This window comes from Paraburkholderia youngii (assembly GCF_013366925.1).
Classification (GTDB): Bacteria; Pseudomonadota; Gammaproteobacteria; order Burkholderiales; family Burkholderiaceae; genus Paraburkholderia; species Paraburkholderia youngii.
Map to the genome: position 1 here is coordinate 6682344 of NZ_JAALDK010000001.1, position 18294 is coordinate 6700637.

Genomic DNA, 18294 nt, shown 5'->3' on the forward strand with positions numbered 1-18294 from the left:
GATGAACAAGATTCGCAAGGGTGACGAAGTTATCGTCATCACCGGCAAAGATAAGGGCAAGCGTGGCGTTGTGCTGGCCGTTCACGGCGAGACCGTGACCGTCGAGGGCATCAATCTCGTCAAGAAGCACGTCAAGCCGAACCCGATGAAGGGTACGACGGGCGGCGTGGAAGCCAAGACGATGCCGCTGCAAATTTCGAACGTCGCATTGGTCGACGCGAATGGCAAGCCATCGCGTGTAGGCATCAAGGTCGAAGGAGACAAGAAGGTCCGTTTCCTGAAGACGACCGGTGCCGTGCTGAGCGCCTGACGCTGCGGAGTAAAAAATGGCTCGTTTGCAAGAGTTTTACAAAGAAAAGGTTGTACCCGGCCTCATCGAGAAGTTCGGTTACAAGTCCGTGATGGAAGTGCCGCGCATCACCAAGATCACCCTGAATATGGGTCTTGGCGAAGCCGTCGCTGACAAGAAGATCATCGAAAACGCGGTTGGCGATCTGACGAAGATCGCAGGTCAGAAGCCGGTGATCACGAAGGCGCGCAAGGCAATTGCTGGCTTCAAGATCCGTCAGGGCTATCCGATCGGCGCCATGGTCACGCTGCGTGGCCAGGCAATGTACGAATTCCTCGACCGTTTCGTGACGGTTGCGCTCCCCCGTGTGCGCGACTTCCGTGGCGTGTCGGGTAAGGCGTTTGATGGTCGCGGCAACTACAACATCGGTGTGAAAGAGCAGATCATTTTCCCCGAAATCGATTACGACAAGATCGACGCACTGCGTGGGCTGAACATCAGCATCACGACGACTGCGAAGACTGACGACGAAGCAAAGGCTCTGCTCGCCGGCTTCAAGTTCCCGTTCAGAAACTGAGGTTACCGTGGCTAAACTGGCACTGATCGAACGTGAAAAGAAGCGTGCTCGCCTCGCCGCCAAGTACGCTCCCAAGCGTGCTGCACTGAAGGCAATCATTGGCGACACGAGCAAGTCGGAAGAAGAGCATTACGCAGCACGTCTGGAACTGCAGCAACTGCCGCGCAACTCTAACCCGACCCGTAAGCGCAACCGTTGCGCAATTACCGGTCGTCCGCGCGGGACGTTCCGTAAATTCGGCCTGGCGCGTAACAAGATTCGTGAAATCGCGTTCCGCGGCGAGATCCCTGGCCTGACCAAGGCGAGCTGGTAATAGGAGAAACATAAATGAGCATGAGTGATCCTATCGCCGATATGCTGACTCGCATCCGCAATGCGCAGATGGTCGAGAAGGTTTCGGTGACTATGCCCTCGTCGAAAGTCAAGGTTGCGATTGCGCAGGTCCTGAAGGACGAAGGTTATATCGATGATTTCGCAGTGAAGTCCGAAGGTGCGAAGTCGGAATTGAACATCGTGTTGAAGTATTACGCTGGCCGCCCGGTCATCGAGCGCATCGAACGCGTCTCGAAGCCTGGTCTGCGTGTGTACCGCGGCCGTAACGACATCCCCGTGGTCATGAATGGCCTCGGCGTGGCAATCGTGTCGACGCCCAAGGGCGTGATGACGGATCGCAAGGCACGTGCAACGGGCGTTGGCGGCGAAGTCATCTGCTACGTCGCTTAAGGCCGAAAGGAGAGAAACATGTCTCGAGTAGGTAAGAGCCCGATCGCGCTGCAAGGCGCGGAAGTGGCCCTGAGCGCCGACAGCATTACTGTCAAGGGTCCGCTGGGTACGATTTCGCAGGCTGCCAACAGTCTCGTGAAGGTGGTTAACGACAACGGCACGCTGAAGTTCGAGCCGGTCGACGGAAGCCGCGAAGCGAATGCGATGTCGGGCACCATGCGCGCACTGGTTGCGAATATGGTGTACGGCGTGACGAAGGGTTTCGAGCGCAAGCTGACGCTGGTTGGCGTCGGTTATCGCGCACAGGCGCAAGGCGACAAGCTGAACTTGTCGTTGGGTTTCTCGCACCCGGTGGTGCACCAGATGCCGGCTGGCGTCAAGGCAGAAACCCCGTCGCAAACCGAAATCGTGATCAAGGGGATCAACAAGCAACAAGTCGGTCAAGTCGCTGCAGAAGTGCGCGGCTACCGTCCGCCGGAGCCCTATAAGGGCAAGGGCGTGCGTTACGCCGATGAGGTTGTGATCCTCAAAGAAACGAAGAAGAAGTAAGGGTGCGCAATCATGGATAAGACTCAATCTCGCCTGCGCCGCGCTCGTCAGACGCGTATCAAGATCGCTGAGCTGCAGGTCGCGCGTCTCGCCGTGCATCGCACGAACACGCACATCTATGCGCAAGTGTTCTCGCCGTGCGGCACCAAGGTGCTCGCCAGCGCGTCGACGCTCGAAGCCGAAGTGCGTGCGCAACTGGCCGATCAATCGGGCAAGGGCGGCAACGTTGCTGCTGCAACCCTGATCGGCAAGCGCATTGCAGAAAAGGCTAAGGCTGCCGGCATCGAATCCGTCGCCTTCGACCGTTCGGGTTTCCGTTACCACGGCCGCGTGAAAGCGCTGGCTGATGCGGCGCGCGAAGCCGGACTCAAGTTCTAAGGGAAGAATTCGTCATGGCAAAGATGCAAGCTAAAGTTCAGGCTGACGAACGCGACGACGGCCTTCGTGAAAAGATGATCTCGGTCAACCGCGTGACCAAGGTCGTGAAGGGTGGCCGTATTCTCGGCTTCGCCGCACTGACCGTGGTTGGCGACGGTGATGGCCGCGTCGGTATGGGCAAGGGCAAGGCGAAGGAAGTGCCGGTCGCTGTCCAGAAGGCGATGGAACAGGCTCGCCGCAACATGTTCAAGGTGCCGCTGAAGAACGGTACCCTGCAACACGAAGTGCATGGTAAGCACGGCGCATCAACGGTTCTCCTCGCTCCGGCGAAGGACGGTACCGGCGTGATCGCTGGCGGTCCGATGCGCGCAGTGTTCGACGTGATGGGCGTGCAGAACGTCGTGGCCAAGAGCCACGGTTCGACGAACCCGTATAACCTCGTTCGTGCGACGCTCGACGGCCTGCGCAAGCAGTCCACGCCGGCCGACATCGCTGCGAAGCGCGGTAAGTCCGTCGAAGAAATTCTGGGCTAAAGGTGGACACCATGTCTGATAAAACTGTCAAGGTCCAGCTCGTCAAGAGCCTGATCGGCACCCGTGAATCGCACCGCGCAACGGTGCGTGGCTTGGGCCTGCGCCGACTCAACTCGGTTAGCGAGTTGCAGGATACGCCGGCTGTGCGCGGCATGATCAACAAGGTTTCGTACCTCGTTAAGGTCATCAGCTAAGCGCCTGACCAGGACTCAAGGAGTTGATAATGGAATTGAATAACCTGAAGCCGGCTGAAGGCGCGAAGCACGCAAAGCGTCGCGTTGGTCGCGGCATCGGCTCCGGCCTCGGCAAGACCGCTGGCCGTGGTCACAAGGGTCAGAAGTCGCGTTCGGGCGGCTTTCACAAGGTTGGCTTCGAAGGCGGTCAAATGCCGCTGCAACGTCGCCTGCCGAAGCGTGGCTTCACCTCGCTGACGAAGGAATTCGTCGGTGAAGTGCGTCTCTCGGATCTCGAGAAGCTGCCGGTTGACGAAATCGATCTGCTGGCTCTCAAACAAGCCGGCCTGGTCGGCGAGCTGATCCGTAGCGCCAAGATCATCGCGACCGGCGAGCTCAAGCGCAAGGTCGTTGTGAAGGGTCTGGGTGCGACGAAGAGCGCACGTGCTGCTATCGAAGCAGCTGGTGGCTCGTTTGCCGAGTAACGCGCAAGTTATTTGCCGTCACTAGCATTTGCATCGGAGAAGGTACTTGGCTAACAGCCCGAGTCTCGCAAAACCCGGTCGCAGCGCGGCGAAGTTTGGCGATCTGCGTCGGCGAGCAGTATTCCTGCTGCTGGCGCTGGTCGTCTACCGCATCGGCGCGCATATTCCGGTGCCGGGTATCGACCCGGACCAACTGGCGAAGTTGTTCCAAAGCCAGTCGGGCGGCATCCTTGGCATGTTTAACATGTTCTCGGGTGGCGCACTTTCGCGGTTCACCATTTTCGCGTTGGGGATCATGCCGTACATTTCGGCGTCGATCATCATGCAGTTACTGGCGATTGTCTCGCCGCAACTCGAAGCGCTGAAAAAGGAAGGGCAGGCAGGTCAGCGGAAGATTACGCAGTACACGCGGATCTTTACGGTCGTGCTGGCGACATTTCAGGCGTTCGGCATTGCCGTGGCGCTGGAAAATCAGCCTGGCCTCGTGATCGATCCGGGGATGGTTTTCCGGTTGACGACGGTCGTGACGCTTGTGACCGGCACGATGTTCCTGATGTGGCTGGGGGAGCAAATCACGGAGCGCGGGCTCGGCAATGGTATCTCGATCATCATTTTCGGCGGTATTGCGGCGGGCTTCCCGAACGCAATCGGTGGTCTCTTTGAACTGGTGCGAACCGGCTCGATGAGTATCATCTCGGCGATTATCGTCGTCGCGCTGATTGCTGCTGTGACGTATCTGGTGGTGTTCATCGAACGCGGCCAGCGCAAGATCCTTGTGAATTACGCAAAGCGGCAGGTAGGCAACAAGATTTACGGCGGCCAGTCTTCGCATTTGCCGCTGAAGCTGAACATGTCGGGCGTGATTCCGCCGATCTTCGCATCGTCGATCATTCTCTTCCCGGCAACTATCCTGAACTGGTTCAGTTCGGGTTCGCGTACCAGCTGGTTCGCAGACACGTTGCACAATGTGGCCGAAGCCCTGAAGCCCGGTCAACCCGTGTACGTGTTGCTGTACGCGTTGGCGATCGTTTTCTTCTGCTTCTTCTACACCGCACTGGTGTTCAACAGCAGGGAAACGGCCGACAACCTGAAAAAGAGTGGCGCTTTCGTCCCTGGCATCCGCCCGGGCGATCAGACGGCGCGATATATCGACCGCATCCTTACGCGTCTGACGCTGGCCGGTGCGATCTACATCGTGTTCGTTTGCCTGCTGCCCGAATTTCTGGTGCTGCGCTGGAACGTGCCGTTTTATTTTGGTGGAACGTCGCTGCTGATCATTGTCGTCGTCACAATGGATTTCATGGCGCAGGTGCAGTCGTACGTTATGTCGCAACAGTATGAATCGCTGCTGAAGAAAGCTAATTTCAAAGGCGGCGGCGTCCCGATGCGTTGAAAGGACTTATGGCCAAAGACGATGTGATCCAGATGCAGGGCGAAGTAATTGAAAACCTGCCTAACGCTACCTTCAGGGTGAAGCTGGAAAACGGCCATGTCGTGTTGGGACACATATCCGGCAAGATGCGGATGCACTACATCCGAATCTTGCCGGGCGACAAGGTGACGGTTGAATTGACGCCTTACGATCTGTCGCGTGCGCGGATCGTGTTCCGGGCGAAGTGATTTGAAAAAAGGGTAATATCATGAAAGTGATGGCATCGGTTAAGCGCATTTGCCGCAATTGCAAGATCATCAAGCGCAAAGGCGTTGTGCGCGTGATTTGCAGCTCTGATCCGCGCCACAAACAGCGTCAAGGCTGAACGCCGCGCTTTTGCTTGCGCTTTTTGTTTGAGGAAAAACAATGGCTCGTATCGCAGGGGTTAACATCCCGAATCACCAGCATACTGAAATCGGCCTGACGGCTATTTACGGTATCGGTCGCACGCGCTCGCGCGACATTTGCGTCGCTGCTGGTGTGGCATTTTCGAAGAAGGTCAAAGACCTGACTGACGCAGACCTCGAAAAGCTGCGTGAAGAAGTCGGCAAGTTCATCGTTGAAGGCGATTTGCGCCGTGAAACGACGATGAACATTAAGCGCCTGATGGATCTCGGCTGCTATCGTGGCGTGCGGCATCGTAAGGGTCTGCCCCTGCGCGGCCAGCGTACGCGTACGAATGCCCGTACGCGCAAGGGTCCGCGTCGTGCAGCGCAGTCGCTGAAGAAGTAAGCGGAACTGACAGTTACAGGAAAACGTAATGGCTAAGGCTTCGAACAACTCCGCGGCGCAACGCGTTCGCAAGAAGGTCAAGAAGAACGTCGCCGAGGGCGTGGTTCACGTTCACGCGTCGTTCAACAACACCATCATCACGATCACCGACCGTCAAGGCAACGCGCTTGCCTGGGCAACGTCGGGTGGTCAGGGCTTCAAGGGTTCGCGTAAGTCGACCCCGTTTGCAGCTCAGGTCGCAGCTGAATCGGCTGGCCGAGTGGCGATGGAATACGGCGTGAAGAACCTCGAAGTGCGGATCAAGGGCCCCGGTCCTGGCCGCGAATCGGCGGTGCGCGCGTTGCATGGTCTTGGCATCAAGATTACCGCGATCTCCGACGTGACGCCGGTCCCGCATAACGGCTGCCGTCCGCCGAAGCGTCGTCGTATCTAAGACGCTGGTTTTGCGAGCGCCTGTTGCCGCCTTGCGCGGCGGCGGGCTGCGCGCGTTATTGAATAAACTAAGCCCACCGTTCGACCCAAAGGGTTCGGACTAGCGCGAGTGGAAGCATTCGCGTGATTAATCACAGAAGGAATCAACGTGGCACGTTATATCGGCCCCAAGGCCAAGCTGTCCCGCCGTGAAGGCACTGACCTCTTCCTGAAGAGCGCGCGCCGCTCGCTCGCTGACAAGTGCAAGCTGGACAGCAAGCCCGGCCAGCACGGCCGTACTTCGGGCGCGCGTACGTCCGACTATGGCACGCAGTTGCGCGAGAAGCAAAAAGTAAAGCGTATCTACGGTGTCCTCGAGCGCCAATTCCGTCGCTACTTCGCTGAAGCAGACCGCCTGAAGGGCAACACGGGTGAAAACCTGCTGCAACTGCTCGAATCGCGTCTGGACAACGTCGTGTATCGGATGGGCTTCGGCTCGACGCGTGCTGAAGCACGTCAGCTGGTTGGCCACAAGGCGATCACGGTGAACGGCGTCGTGACGAACATCCCGTCGATGCAAGTGAAGGCTGGCGACGTCGTCGCCGTGCGCGAACAGAAGCGCAAGCAGGCTCGCATCATCGAGGCGTTGTCGCTCGCTGAACAAGGCGGCATGCCGAGCTGGGTCGCGGTCGACGCGAAGAAGTTCGAAGGTACGTTCAAGCAGAAGCCGGAACGCAGCGACATCGCTGGCGACATCAACGAAAGCCTGATCGTCGAATTGTATTCGCGGTAATCGGATTGACGGCCGGGGCGTCCTGATTGCGTTGCGCAAGGGGGCGTCTCGGCTGTTTATTTTCAGGTTGTTACCGGTCAGCCTTATCGGTGTAACGAGCCGAGGGTATTGAAAAGGAAAACCTATGCAAACCAGTTTGTTGAAGCCCAAGATCATTGCAGTTGAATCGCTTGGCGAGAGCCACGCGAAAGTGGTCATGGAACCGTTTGAACGCGGTTACGGCCACACCTTGGGTAACGCGCTTCGGCGCGTGCTGTTGTCGTCGATGGTCGGCTATGCCCCGACCGAGGTGACGATTGCAGGCGTCGTGCATGAGTATTCGACGCTCGACGGTGTGCAAGAGGATGTGGTCAACCTGTTGTTGAACCTGAAGGGCGTCGTCTTCAAGCTGCATAACCGTGACGAAGTGACGGTTACGCTGCGCAAGGAAGGCGAAGGCGTGGTCACAGCGGGCGATATCGAACTCGCACATGACTGCGAAGTCATCAATCCGGATCACGTGATTGCGCATCTGTCGAAGGGTGGCAAGCTCGACGTGCAGATCAAGGTGGAAAAGGGCCGCGGCTATGTGCCGGGCAATGTGCGTCGTTACGGTGAAGAGTCGGCCAAGATCATCGGCCGAATCGTGCTGGACGCGTCGTTTTCGCCGGTTCGTCGCGTGAGCTACGCGGTCGAAAGCGCGCGCGTCGAGCAGCGCACCGACCTCGACAAGCTCGTGATGAACATCGAAACCAACGGTGTGATTTCGCCGGAAGAAGCGATCCGCCAATCGGCGCGCATTCTGGTCGATCAGCTGTCGGTGTTCGCGGCGCTGGAAGGTACCGAAGCAGCGGCGGAAGCGCCGTCGCGCGCACCGCAGATCGATCCGATCCTGCTGCGCCCGGTCGACGATCTCGAGCTGACGGTTCGTTCCGCGAACTGCCTGAAGGCCGAAAACATCTACTACATCGGCGACCTGATCCAACGTACCGAGAACGAGCTGCTCAAGACTCCGAATCTCGGTCGCAAGTCGCTGAACGAGATCAAGGAAGTTCTGGCATCGCGCGGTCTGACGCTCGGCATGAAGCTCGAGAACTGGCCGCCGGCTGGTCTCGACAAGTAAGCGGACAACTCGCTCGGGGGTAAGCCGCGATTGCACTGCTGCACTAGACTGGCAAGGACGCGGATTTTCCTTTAAAATCCGCGTCTTGTCTTTTTTAACTACCGGCCCGTGCGCTCACTGTTTGCTGCCGATGCTGCAGAACGAGTGCGATAGAAGAGCTGGACCAAAACTTTGAACTGAAGGAATTAACATGCGTCACCGTCATGGTCTGCGGAAACTGAACCGCACGAGCAGCCACCGTTTGGCAATGCTCCGTAACATGTCCAACTCGCTGATCGAGCACGAAGTCATCAAGACCACGCTGCCGAAGGCGAAGGAACTCCGTAAAGTCGTCGAGCCGCTGATCACGCTCGGCAAGAAGCCGTCGCTGGCAAACCGTCGTCTGGCGTTCAACCGCCTGCGCGACCGTGACTCGGTCACGAAGCTGTTCGACGTGCTCGGCCCGCGCTACGCAAACCGTCCGGGCGGCTACCTGCGCGTGCTGAAGTTCGGCTTCCGCGTTGGCGATAACGCGCCGATGGCACTGGTCGAACTCCTCGACCGTCCGGAAGTTGAAGAAACGGAAGTGCAAGAAGCTGAGTAAGCTTTTTGGTTTGAACGAAAAGCCAGGCGCATCGCCTGGCTTTTTTGTTTGTGCGCCCAGCATGGGCGCACTCCTCCGCGTGTAAGTCCCGCCATAAGCTGGTCACAGCGAATGAAGTGAAGCGCAACTGCATGAAGGCGACCGGGTGTGGGGAGGAAGCGAGGAGCGTAAATCGCGAGCCGATGAACAAGAACCGTATAGAAGGCGCTGTGAAGCAGGGCGAGTGGGCAAACAACCACAAAGCTCTCGTGACCAAGGCGAAGCGGCGTAGATACGGCGGTTGTGCGATGAAGGAGTGCGTTGTTACCTGGGGAGATCTCGCCTCATGCCTGAAAGGGCGACGGCGTCGAGCCGGAGCGAGAAGGCAGCAGAGACCGTAGTAGTCGCAGGACAGGTCGAAGAGACCGAAGCTGGTGACGAAGGGCCGAACGGGAAGAAGTGTCCAGTGACATGTCGATGCGACAGGAATTGCGTCAGATGCCCGCGCAAGCGGGGCGAGCGGGAGGCACACGCGGTGAAGCTGCGTCCATGCCCGTGAGCGACGAAGCCTCTTGCCCGCGCCATGAATCCAGGGAGACAGGGTCATCGCTGCTGATGGCGGCGCTGACGAGAGCGAACCTGAAGCAGGCGTTCAAACGGGTACGGGCCAACAGGGGAGCCGCTGGCGTGGACGGTCTGGACATGACCAGGCGTCGCGCCATCTGGTGACGGCGTGGCCCGCGATCCGTGAACAGTTGCTGAAGGGGACGTACCGGCCCGGTCCGCTACGGCGGGTGACGATCCCGAAACCGGACGGAGGCGAGCGCGAGCCTGGCATCACGACGGTCACGGACCGGCTGATCCAGCAGGCGCTGCTGCAGGTGCTGCAAGCGGTTCTGGACTCCACCTTCAGCGAGCACAGCAATGGCTTCCGGCCTGGGCGACGTGCGCACGACGCGGTGTTGGCCGCGCAGTCGCATGTGCAGTCGGGCCGGCGAATCGTGGTGGACGTTGATCTGGAGAAGTTCTTCGACCGGGTCAACCACGACATCCTGATTGGCCGTCTACAGAAACGTATCGGGGACGCCGGGGTGATCCGGCTGATCCGGGCGTATCTGAACAGCGGCATCATGGATGGCGGCGTGGTTCAGCAGCGCGAACAGGGCACGCCGCATGGCGGGCCGCTATCGCCATTGCTGGTCAACGTGCTGCTCGATGAGGTGGACAAGGAACTGGAGCGGCAAGGCCACTGCTTCGCGCGCTATGCCGACGATGAGAATGTCTACGTTCGCAGCCGCCATGCAGGCGAGCGGGTAATGGCGCTGCTGCGTCGTCTGTATGGGCGACTGCGGTTGAGGGTCAACGAGACCAAAAGCGCGGTGGCCAGTGTGTTCGGTCGCAAGTTCCTGGGCTACAGCCTGTGGGTAGCGTCCAGCGGTGTCATCAAGCGCAAGGTGGCGACCAAACCGCTGCTGGCGTTCAAACGCCGCATTCGTGAACTGACCGGCCGTAACGGCGGGCGCAGCATGAAGGACGTGGTGGAACGGTTATGGCCCTATGTGCTGGGCTGGAAGGCGTACTTCCGGTTGGCGCAAACGCCACGAGTCTGGCTGGGTCTGGACAAGTGGATGCGTCACCGGTTGCGTGTCATCCAGCTTAAGCAATGGCGCCGCGGCCCGACCATCTACCGGGGAACTGCGTGCGCTGGGGGCACCGCCCGCTGTGGTGCAACAGGTGGCGGCGAACAGTCGCCGCTGGTGGCGTAACAGCGACAAGCTCCTGAATAGCGGAATAGCGAGCTGACTCTCGGATACTTCGATCGGCTGGGTGTGCCACGCCTCTCATAACCTCGACTTCCCGAACCGCCCGGTGCGGACCCGCACGCCGGGTGGTGTGGCAGGGGTACGGCCTCATGGCCGTCCCCGATGCCGATTTGGCGGCAAATTTTTCATCGATGCGGCAAGCCGTGTCGCAGTGACCAAATGCCGCGGCCGCGCTGCAGGGCGCTCTGCGAGGCGACATGGCCAGGTGATAGGATAACGGCATCGAAATCCTGCGTCGCCGGAGCCTGGTGTGAGTGTGAAAGTGACCTTGGTACTGACGACGGTGCCGGATGCGGCCGTCGCTGAAAAACTCGCCGCCAGCGCGCTCGCCGTGCGCCTTTGTGCATGCGTCACGCAGTTAGGCAGCGTGCATTCGAGCTATCACTGGCAGGGCGCGATCGAAACCGCGCAGGAAATCCAGCTGTTGTTCAAGACCAGCGCCGCTCGCGCGCTCGAACTTGAACAATACATTCAGGCTCACCATCCCTACGACACGCCGGAAATCCTCTCATGGCAAGCGACGGCCTCGGCCGCCTACGGCCAGTGGATCACTGCTGAAACCCAACGCCCTCTTCATGTTTAACGGTCTCGACCGGCGCGCGTTCGCTACGCTGCGCACCGCATTCTTTCTGCTCGGCTGCGTGTTCCTCGCGCAACTCGCCACCCTCGCGCGCGCCGCGGACGACTTCCTCGACCCGTCGGTCGCGTTCCGGTTCAGTGCGACCGAGCAGCCCGGGCAAGTCGTCGTCACCTACAAGATTGCGGATGGTTACTACATGTACCGCGAGCGCTTCGCTTTCGCGACCCGCAACGGCACAGCGACGCTTGGGGAGCCTCAACTGCCCGACGGTCACGTGAAGTTCGATCAGACATTCAACAAGAATGTCGAGACGTATCGCAACGAGGTGACGATTCATATTCCGGTGAAGCGGGCCGCCGGACCGCTCGATCTCGCGGTGACGTCGCAGGGCTGCGCCGACGCTGGCATCTGCTACCCGCCGATGGAGCGCGTTTATCACGTGAGCGGCGAGGCGCTGCAGCCGGCTGGCCGCGCAGCAGCGGGTCCAACCGCGCACCAATTCGCGGCCACTGATGACGAACCGTGGTACGAACGCGCGACCAGCGCCGACTACGCGCAGACGCTGCTACAGCGAGGCGGTTTCTTTGCGATCGTAGGGCTTTATTTTGTTGCGGGCGCAATTCTGAGCCTGCTGCCGTGCTCGTATCCGATGATTCCGATCCTGTCTGCGATCATCATCGGTGAGGGGGCGCGCGTCACGCGTGGGCGTGGTTTCGCGCTGTCGGTCGCGTATGTAATCGGGATGGCGCTCGTCTACACGGTGCTGGGCGTCGCGGCGGCACTCGTCGGGCAGAGTCTCGGCGCATGGCTGCAGAATCCGTGGGTGCTGGGCGCGTTCGGCGGCCTTCTGACGATTTTCGCGCTGTTGCTGATCGCCGGTGTGGATCTCGAACTGCCGCCGCGCTGGCGCGATCGCATGTCGAGCGTGTCAGCGGGACGCTCGGGCGGCAAATTTACCGCGGTCGCCGTGATGGGCGCGCTGTCGGCGCTGGTTGTCGGCGCGTGCATGACCGCACCGCTTTTTGCGGTGCTCGCGTTCATCGCGCACACCGGCAACGCCGTGCTCGGTGGCGCGGCGCTCTTCTCGATGGGTATCGGGCTCGGGCTGCCGCTGCTAATTATTGGCCTCGGCGCGGGCACGCTGCTGCCGCGCGCGGGCAAGTGGATGGACAGCGTAAAAGTGTTTTTCGGCGTGGTTCTGCTCGCCGCGGCGCTGTGGATCGTTTGGCCGGTGCTCGGCGGCCCGGCGACGATGCTGTTGAGTGCGCTCTGGCTGCTGATCGCGGCGGTCGCCCTCGGCCTGTTTTCCAGGTCGGTCGCGGGCGGCTCGATATGGCACCGATTCGGGCGGGCGGTCGGAGTCGTGATGGCCGTCTGGGCGGCCGCGCTTCTAATTGGCCTCGCCGCGGGATCGTCGGACCCGCTGCGCCCGCTGGCGGTGCTCGCGGCTCGCGCCGGCAATCAGGCGGGCATCGCGAAAGATGGCTCCAGCGCGGTCGCAACGGCGTCGCAAAGCGATTTGACGTTCGCACCGGTTCGTTCATCGGAGCAGCTTGACCAGGCCGTCAAAACGGCCGCACAGCCTGCCATGCTCGATTTTTACGCGGACTGGTGCGTGAGCTGCAGGGAAATGGAGAAATTCACCTTCAGCGACCCGCGCGTTCAGGCGAAGCTGAAGCAGATGAATCTGCTGCGCGCCGACGTCACTGCGAACAATACCGACGATCAGGCGCTGCTCAAGCGCTTCAACCTGTTCGGGCCGCCGGGGATTATTTTCTTCGATCAGGAGGGCAAGGAAGTGCTGCGGGTGGTCGGCTACGAATCGGCGGATAAATTCCTGCGCACACTCGATCGGGCGAGTGCGTCGGGGGTGTAATCGAACGCCGCGGGGTGTTGAAAGGCCGCTCCGGCGCAAACGAGCAGCAAAAAAAGGAGGCGAACCCAAGGTTCGTCTCCTTTTTTGTTGTCTCGATAGTCGCGTGCTAAACCGCGCGTTGATTTACTTTTGCGATCGCAGGATCTTCGCGGCATCCAGCGCGAAATACGTCAGCACGCCGTCCGCGCCGGCACGCTTGAATGCCAGCAGCGATTCCATCATGACCTTGTCGTGATCGAGCCAGCCGTTCTGCGCGGCGGCCTTCAGCATCGCGTATTCGCCGCTCACCTGGTACACGTAGGTAGGAAACTGGAACTCGTCCTTCACGCGACGCACGATGTCCAGATACGGCATGCCCGGCTTGACCATCACCATGTCCGCGCCTTCGTTGATGTCGGCCTGCACTTCGCGCAGCGCCTCGTCCGAATTGGCCGGGTCCATCTGGTAGGTCATCTTGTTGCTCTTGCCGAGGTTCGTCGCGGAACCGACGGCATCGCGGAACGGGCCGTAGAACGCCGAAGCGTACTTCGCCGCGTACGCCATGATGCGGGTGTGGATGTGGTCCTCGCTCTCGAGCATTTCGCGGATCGCGCCGATGCGGCCGTCCATCATGTCTGACGGCGCGACGATGTCGACGCCGGCTTCCGCCTGCGCACGCGCCTGCTCGACGAGGATTTCGACGGTCTCGTCGTTCATCACGTAGCCGGCTTCGTCGAGCACGCCGTCCTGACCGTGGCTCGTGTACGGATCGAGCGCGACATCGGTGAGCACGCCGAGCTCCGGAAAATTCTTCTTCAATTCACGCACCGCGCGCGGGATCAGACCCGCTGGGTTGGCCGCTTCGCGGCCTTCGGGCGTCTTCAGCGAGGGCTCGATCGCGGGAAACAGCGACAGCACCGGCACGCCCAGTTCGACGCACTGCTCCGCGACGCCCATCAGCAGATCGACCGACACGCGCTCGACGCCCGGCATCGACGGCACCGCTTGTCGAACGTTGGTGCCCTCGACGATAAATACCGGGTAAATCAGGTCGTTCGTGGTGAGGATGTTTTCGCGCATCATGCGGCGCGAGAAGTCGTCACGGCGCATGCGGCGCGGACGGTAGTGCGGGTAGAAGCTCATATCGAATCGAAGATCGTGGATAGGTGGAGTGGACAAATGGCACCTGGCTCCGCTCCCGGAAACTTTTCGAGACAATGGTATATCATACCGATCGAGCAAGGCGCCTAGCGCTGACCTCCCCGCTTCTCCTCCCTGAGCGGGTGCCTGTCGTTTTTTCGATTAGGCTGTTTGACCCGCCGTTCAAGCGGCGGGTTTTTTTATGGGTGGCGGGAAATGCGCTCTCATACGGGTATTCAAGGCATATCACGCGTCACACGGGCTGAGGGATTCCGGCATCGATAGTGAGTCAGCCCCCAGCCGGCTTTTCACCTGCTTCGTCCACCGCGCCGGGGATCAGCCAGCTCTCGATCAGCTCATGCGCTTCGTCGAGGCCCGTTCGCTTGAGCGCCGAAAAGAGTTGTGCGGTCAACTCGCCGCGATAGCCGGCGGCTCGATATTCGGCCAATCCCTTCTGCGCGGTGCGCAACGCGTTCGTGCTTTCCTGACGCGTCAATTTGTCGCATTTGGTGAGCAGCGTGTGGATCGGCTTGCCGGTCGGCGCGAACCACTCGATCATGCGTCGATCGAGCTCCGTCAGTGGGCGCCGCGAATCCATCATCAGGATCATGCCGCGCAGTTGCGAGCGCGATTGCAGGTACGTGGACAGCAACGCTTCCCAGTGAGCCTTCGCCGCTCCCGGCACCTCCGCATAACCGTAGCCCGGCAGGTCGACCAGATAGCCGGCCGGTTCATCTGCCTTGCCAACCGAAAAATAATTGATGTGCTGCGTGCGGCCAGGCGTCTTACTCGCGAACGCAAGTCGCTTCTGATTGCAGAGCACGTTGATCGCCGTCGACTTGCCTGCGTTCGAGCGTCCTGCGAAAGCGATCTCGGGCTGCGCGGTGGCCGGCAGGTCACGCAGATGATTGACGGTGGTATAGAAGCGGGATTCGTGGAGCAGGAAGGGCATGGTGGAAGCCAGATTGGAGACGCCGCGGAGCCCGCAGCGGGAACGGGGTCAAGCCCGACTGGCGTCTAAGCGATTAGCGAGTTATTGTACAATATGATGGTTTACTGAAAACCTTGGGAGCCCGCCCCACGTGCCTTGGCAGCTCCTGGCGGTCACTCGGTCGCCGTCGTCGTACTTTGCAGAACCTCTAAAATCCCACAAGACGAGACAGGGTGTGCGAATGAATCGACTGTGCAAGACTCTGATGGTGCTTCATGTAACGGCAGGTCTTTCAGGTTTGGCAATTCAGGCACGAGCAGCAGATCCGGCAAAGCCGGACATCAATCGGGGGCAGGCAATCGCGGTACAAGTGTGCGCGTCTTGTCACGGGGCAGACGGCAACAGTGCCGGCGGTGCATATCCGAAGCTGGCGGGCCAGCATCCTGAGTATCTCGTCAAGCAGCTCCGAGATTTCAAGACGCAACCGGGCGCCAAACAGGCCGCGCGCAATAATGCGATCATGGCAGGCATGGCCGCCGCGCTCTCCGATCAGGACATGATCAACGTTGCGGCTTACTTCTCGACGCAGACGCCCAAGCCGGGCTATGCGCACAATAAGAACACGGTCGCGGTGGGGCAGCAGATCTATCGCGGTGGGATTGCCGACCGGGGCGTGCCCGCCTGCGCGGCCTGCCACGGCCCCACGGGACAGGGCATTCCGATCCAGTATCCGCGCCTGTCGGGACAGTGGGCCGAGTACTCGGTGACGCAGCTGACCGCGTTCACGCAAGGTCCGGGCGCTCGTAATAACAGCGACGCGATGCATGCGATAGCATCGCGTTTGTCGGACAACGAGATCAAGGCGGTTGCCGACTACATCGCGGGTCTGCATTAAGCGGTTCGCCCGCGCGAATCCAACCGGCCCGGCGAGGCCGGTGAAAAACAAGAAAAGGGTGAGGGTGTCGTAGTTACGACAGCCCTTCACCCTTTTTTGCTGTTCAGTCGGAGTTTGAATGAGCGTCACCACGTCGGGTCTGCAGTCGAAGTCGGGCAATCGCGTCATGCGCAGCACCATCGAGCTCCTGAGCTCGATGCGTTTCGCCATTGCGCTGCTCGTGATTCTGTCGATCGCCAGCATCATCGGTACCGTCCTCACGCAGGACGATCCGTATCCCAACTACGTCAACCAGTTCGGTCCGTTCTGGGCGGACATCTTCCGCGCGCTGAGCCTCTACACGGTGTACAGCTCGTGGTGGTTCATGCTGATTCTCGGCTTCCTGATGGTGTCGGTGTCGCTCTGCGTGATCCGCAATGCGCCGAAGATGCTCGCCGATGCGAAGAGCTGGAAGGACAAGGTTCGCGAAGGCAGCCTGCGTGCGTTCCATCACAAGGGCGAGTTCGCCGTGCACGGCACGCGCGCGCAGACCGCGGCAGTGCTCGCGAAACTGTCGGCGAAGCTCGGCTACAAGTTCGTCACGCGTGAGTCGGACGGCGCGACGCTGATCGCCGCAAAGCGTGGCGCGCTGACGAAGTTCGGCTACATCTCCGCGCACCTCGCGATCGTCGTGATCTGCCTCGGCGGCCTGCTCGACAGCAATCTGCCGATCAAGCTGCAAATGTGGCTGTTCGACAAGTCGCCGATCAACTCGAACACCGTTATCAGCGAGATTTCGCCCGAGCATCGGCTGTCGCAGTCGAACCCGACGTTCCGCGGCTACGCGTGGGTGCCCGAGGGGCAGCACGTGTCGACCGCGATCCTGAATCAGCCCAACGGTTCACTGATTCAGGACCTGCCGTTTTCGATCGAACTGAACAAGTTCATCGTCGATTACTACACGACCGGCATGCCGAAGCTGTTCGCGAGCGACATCGTCGTGGTCGATCACAGGACCGGCGCGCGCGTGCCAGCGCGCGTCGAGGTCAACAAGCCGTTCGAATACGACGGCGTGTCGATTTATCAGTCGAGTTTCCAGGACGGCGGCTCGCAGATGCTAATGACCGCCTTCCCGATGTCCGGCCCGAGCGCGAAGCCGGCGCCGTTTGGCGGCACGATCGGCGGCAGCGCGCCGTTGAGCTCGGCCACGCCGCTCGCCGACGGCCAGACCGTCGAATTCACCGACTTCCGCGCGATCAACGTCGAAAACATCTCCAACGCCAATGGCCAGAACGATGCGCGCGGGGTCGCTGCGCAGCACTCGCTGAAGGAAGCGTTCGACGAGCGTCTCGGCTCCGGCGCGAAATCCTCGAAGCCGTTCGACCTGCACAACGTCGGCCCGTCGGTGCAGTACAAGATTCGCGGCAAGGATGGACAGGCGCGCGAGTACAACAACTACATGCTGCCCGTCGACGTGAACGGCGAGAAGATGTTCCTCGCCGGCATGCGCCTGAATCCCGACGATCCGTTCCGCTACCTGCGCATTCCCGCCGACAGCGGCGGCACGCTCAAGGAATGGATGAACCTGCGCGCCACGCTCGAAGACCCGAGCCAACGCGCCATCGCCGCTCATCAGTTTGCGCAGCGCTCGGTGCCGGGCCCGAATGCGGAGCTGCAGCAACATCTGGAGGAAAGCGCGTTGCGCGTGCTGACCCTTTTTGCGGGCGCCGACGCCAGCATGAAGATGCCGAACGGCGAAACGCTCGGCGGCTTCCAGGCAGTCGCTGGGTTTATCGACCGCTCGGTACCGAAAGGCGAGCAGGAAAAGGCCGCGGGCCTGCTGCTTCGGATGCTCGAAGGCGTCGCGTGGGACTTGTGGCAACTGTCGCGCCAGCGGCTCGGCGAGCCCGCCGCGCCGGCCAATGCGGACACGAGCCGCTTCATTCAGAGCTCGCTTAATGCGATATCCGACAGCTTTCTGTATGGATCACCGGTCTATTTGCAGCTTGACTCATTCAAGCAGGTGCAAGCTTCGGTATTTCAGTTGACGCGCGCGCCCGGCAAAAAAGTCGTGTATCTTGGCAGCCTGCTTCTCGTATTGGGCATCTTCTCGATGTTCTACGTCCGCGAACGGCGTCTGTGGTTCTGGCTCAAGGATACGGACCACGGCACGAACGTCGTGATGGCGATGTCGAGCGCGCGTAAGACGCTAGACTTCGAGAAGGAGTTCGTCCGGACGCGCGACGCCGTGAGCGCCGCACTGGGCGCGAAACTCATCGAAGCAGCCGATGCCCGTCCGGCCGCTCAGGCCGCCGCCTCGTCGGCAAGTTCACAGGATTCGACCCGGTAAGA

General features: G+C 60.5%; 23 protein-coding genes and 1 pseudogene. 22 read left to right on the top strand and 2 right to left on the bottom strand.

Going from position 1 to position 18294, the window contains the following annotated elements; all coding sequences use genetic code 11:
- Position 1: 1 nt before the first annotated feature.
- From rplX to dsbD, 20 genes and pseudogenes are all read left to right on the top strand, one after another.
- Positions 2-310 carry a 50S ribosomal protein L24 gene (gene rplX, locus G5S42_RS30490; RefSeq protein WP_008923340.1) on the top strand — a complete coding sequence of 103 codons (309 nt, stop codon included), beginning with the start codon at positions 2-4 and terminating at the stop codon, positions 308-310.
- Between the two features lie 16 nt (positions 311-326).
- Positions 327-866, top strand: coding sequence for a 50S ribosomal protein L5 (gene rplE / locus G5S42_RS30495; protein WP_176110099.1), 540 nt, complete (start codon positions 327-329; stop codon positions 864-866).
- Between the two features lie 7 nt (positions 867-873).
- Complete coding sequence (rpsN, locus tag G5S42_RS30500; RefSeq protein WP_090802162.1) at positions 874-1179, top strand: 30S ribosomal protein S14; 306 nt, start codon at positions 874-876, stop codon at positions 1177-1179.
- A gap of 14 nt (positions 1180-1193) precedes the next feature.
- Positions 1194-1589 (top strand): 30S ribosomal protein S8, encoded by a 396-nt coding sequence (rpsH, locus tag G5S42_RS30505; RefSeq protein WP_006052216.1) that lies wholly within the window; start codon positions 1194-1196, stop codon positions 1587-1589.
- Positions 1590-1607: 18 nt separating this feature from the next.
- Entirely contained in the window at positions 1608-2138 is a 531-nt protein-coding gene (rplF, locus tag G5S42_RS30510; protein WP_176110100.1) for a 50S ribosomal protein L6, read from the top strand.
- Positions 2139-2150: 12 nt separating this feature from the next.
- A complete protein-coding gene (gene rplR / locus G5S42_RS30515; protein ID WP_008923336.1) occupies positions 2151-2516 on the top strand; it encodes a 50S ribosomal protein L18 in 366 nt (121 codons plus the stop codon).
- A 14-nt stretch (positions 2517-2530) separates the two neighbouring features.
- Positions 2531-3049, top strand: coding sequence for a 30S ribosomal protein S5 (gene rpsE / locus G5S42_RS30520; RefSeq protein ID WP_004197945.1), 519 nt, complete (start codon positions 2531-2533; stop codon positions 3047-3049).
- An 11-nt stretch (positions 3050-3060) separates the two neighbouring features.
- Positions 3061-3243 (top strand): 50S ribosomal protein L30, encoded by a 183-nt coding sequence (gene rpmD / locus G5S42_RS30525; protein ID WP_008923335.1) that lies wholly within the window; start codon positions 3061-3063, stop codon positions 3241-3243.
- A 29-nt stretch (positions 3244-3272) separates the two neighbouring features.
- Positions 3273-3707, top strand: a complete 435-nt coding sequence (gene rplO, locus G5S42_RS30530; RefSeq protein ID WP_018420156.1) for a 50S ribosomal protein L15 — start codon at positions 3273-3275, stop codon at positions 3705-3707.
- 46 nt (positions 3708-3753) lie between these two features.
- Positions 3754-5100: a preprotein translocase subunit SecY gene (gene secY / locus G5S42_RS30535; RefSeq protein WP_013090753.1), complete on the top strand. Its 1347-nt coding sequence runs from the start codon at positions 3754-3756 to the stop codon at positions 5098-5100.
- Positions 5101-5108: 8 nt separating this feature from the next.
- Positions 5109-5327 (top strand): translation initiation factor IF-1, encoded by a 219-nt coding sequence (infA, locus tag G5S42_RS30540; protein ID WP_004521905.1) that lies wholly within the window; start codon positions 5109-5111, stop codon positions 5325-5327.
- 20 nt (positions 5328-5347) lie between these two features.
- The gene (gene rpmJ, locus G5S42_RS30545; RefSeq protein WP_004199844.1) at positions 5348-5464 is read left to right on the top strand and encodes a 50S ribosomal protein L36; all 117 of its coding nucleotides are present in this window, start codon (positions 5348-5350) and stop codon (positions 5462-5464) included.
- 41 nt (positions 5465-5505) lie between these two features.
- Positions 5506-5871, top strand: coding sequence for a 30S ribosomal protein S13 (rpsM, locus tag G5S42_RS30550; protein WP_008923332.1), 366 nt, complete (start codon positions 5506-5508; stop codon positions 5869-5871).
- A 28-nt stretch (positions 5872-5899) separates the two neighbouring features.
- Positions 5900-6304, top strand: a complete 405-nt coding sequence (gene rpsK, locus G5S42_RS30555) for a 30S ribosomal protein S11 (protein ID WP_006052224.1) — start codon at positions 5900-5902, stop codon at positions 6302-6304.
- Positions 6305-6451: 147 nt separating this feature from the next.
- Positions 6452-7075, top strand: coding sequence for a 30S ribosomal protein S4 (gene rpsD, locus G5S42_RS30560; RefSeq protein ID WP_013090752.1), 624 nt, complete (start codon positions 6452-6454; stop codon positions 7073-7075).
- Between the two features lie 124 nt (positions 7076-7199).
- Entirely contained in the window at positions 7200-8177 is a 978-nt protein-coding gene (locus tag G5S42_RS30565; protein WP_007730697.1) for a DNA-directed RNA polymerase subunit alpha, read from the top strand.
- 190 nt (positions 8178-8367) lie between these two features.
- A complete protein-coding gene (gene rplQ / locus G5S42_RS30570) occupies positions 8368-8760 on the top strand; it encodes a 50S ribosomal protein L17 (RefSeq protein WP_013090750.1) in 393 nt (130 codons plus the stop codon).
- A 450-nt stretch (positions 8761-9210) separates the two neighbouring features.
- Positions 9211-10586 (top strand): annotated as a pseudogene (gene ltrA, locus G5S42_RS30575) (group II intron reverse transcriptase/maturase).
- A 226-nt stretch (positions 10587-10812) separates the two neighbouring features.
- Positions 10813-11145, top strand: coding sequence for a divalent-cation tolerance protein CutA (cutA, locus tag G5S42_RS30580; protein ID WP_376776924.1), 333 nt, complete (start codon positions 10813-10815; stop codon positions 11143-11145).
- Positions 11138-13018, top strand: coding sequence for a protein-disulfide reductase DsbD (gene dsbD, locus G5S42_RS30585; protein WP_176110101.1), 1881 nt, complete (start codon positions 11138-11140; stop codon positions 13016-13018). Before cutA ends, dsbD begins: the two co-directional genes overlap by 8 nt.
- A 123-nt stretch (positions 13019-13141) precedes the next feature.
- Here the strand turns inward: dsbD and hemB are convergent, their stop codons facing one another.
- Positions 13142-14140 carry a porphobilinogen synthase gene (gene hemB, locus G5S42_RS30590; RefSeq protein ID WP_176110102.1) on the bottom strand — a complete coding sequence of 333 codons (999 nt, stop codon included), beginning with the start codon at positions 14138-14140 and terminating at the stop codon, positions 13142-13144.
- 286 nt (positions 14141-14426) lie between these two features.
- Entirely contained in the window at positions 14427-15089 is a 663-nt protein-coding gene (yihA, locus tag G5S42_RS30595) for a ribosome biogenesis GTP-binding protein YihA/YsxC (protein WP_176110103.1), read from the bottom strand.
- Between the two features lie 220 nt (positions 15090-15309).
- Between yihA and G5S42_RS30600 the strand changes: the two genes are divergently transcribed.
- Complete coding sequence (locus tag G5S42_RS30600) at positions 15310-15963, top strand: c-type cytochrome (RefSeq protein WP_026228372.1); 654 nt, start codon at positions 15310-15312, stop codon at positions 15961-15963.
- Positions 15964-16081: 118 nt separating this feature from the next.
- A complete protein-coding gene (locus tag G5S42_RS30605; protein ID WP_176110104.1) occupies positions 16082-18292 on the top strand; it encodes a cytochrome c biogenesis protein ResB in 2211 nt (736 codons plus the stop codon).
- Positions 18293-18294: the final 2 nt, after the last annotated feature.

Coding starts and splice junctions, on each gene's coding strand:
- rplX (WP_008923340.1), top strand. CDS start 2: ATGAACAAGATTCGCAAGGGTGACGAAGTTATCGTCATCACCGGCAAA.
- rplE (WP_176110099.1), top strand. CDS start 327: ATGGCTCGTTTGCAAGAGTTTTACAAAGAAAAGGTTGTACCCGGCCTC.
- rpsH (WP_006052216.1), top strand. CDS start 1,194: ATGAGCATGAGTGATCCTATCGCCGATATGCTGACTCGCATCCGCAAT.
- rplF (WP_176110100.1), top strand. CDS start 1,608: ATGTCTCGAGTAGGTAAGAGCCCGATCGCGCTGCAAGGCGCGGAAGTG.
- rplR (WP_008923336.1), top strand. CDS start 2,151: ATGGATAAGACTCAATCTCGCCTGCGCCGCGCTCGTCAGACGCGTATC.
- rpsE (WP_004197945.1), top strand. CDS start 2,531: ATGGCAAAGATGCAAGCTAAAGTTCAGGCTGACGAACGCGACGACGGC.
- rpmD (WP_008923335.1), top strand. CDS start 3,061: ATGTCTGATAAAACTGTCAAGGTCCAGCTCGTCAAGAGCCTGATCGGC.
- rplO (WP_018420156.1), top strand. CDS start 3,273: ATGGAATTGAATAACCTGAAGCCGGCTGAAGGCGCGAAGCACGCAAAG.
- infA (WP_004521905.1), top strand. CDS start 5,109: ATGGCCAAAGACGATGTGATCCAGATGCAGGGCGAAGTAATTGAAAAC.
- rpmJ (WP_004199844.1), top strand. CDS start 5,348: ATGAAAGTGATGGCATCGGTTAAGCGCATTTGCCGCAATTGCAAGATC.
- rpsM (WP_008923332.1), top strand. CDS start 5,506: ATGGCTCGTATCGCAGGGGTTAACATCCCGAATCACCAGCATACTGAA.
- rpsK (WP_006052224.1), top strand. CDS start 5,900: ATGGCTAAGGCTTCGAACAACTCCGCGGCGCAACGCGTTCGCAAGAAG.
- G5S42_RS30565 (WP_007730697.1), top strand. CDS start 7,200: ATGCAAACCAGTTTGTTGAAGCCCAAGATCATTGCAGTTGAATCGCTT.
- rplQ (WP_013090750.1), top strand. CDS start 8,368: ATGCGTCACCGTCATGGTCTGCGGAAACTGAACCGCACGAGCAGCCAC.
- dsbD (WP_176110101.1), top strand. CDS start 11,138: ATGTTTAACGGTCTCGACCGGCGCGCGTTCGCTACGCTGCGCACCGCA.
- hemB (WP_176110102.1), bottom strand. CDS start 14,140: ATGAGCTTCTACCCGCACTACCGTCCGCGCCGCATGCGCCGTGACGAC.
- yihA (WP_176110103.1), bottom strand. CDS start 15,089: ATGCCCTTCCTGCTCCACGAATCCCGCTTCTATACCACCGTCAATCAT.
- G5S42_RS30600 (WP_026228372.1), top strand. CDS start 15,310: ATGAATCGACTGTGCAAGACTCTGATGGTGCTTCATGTAACGGCAGGT.
- G5S42_RS30605 (WP_176110104.1), top strand. CDS start 16,082: ATGAGCGTCACCACGTCGGGTCTGCAGTCGAAGTCGGGCAATCGCGTC.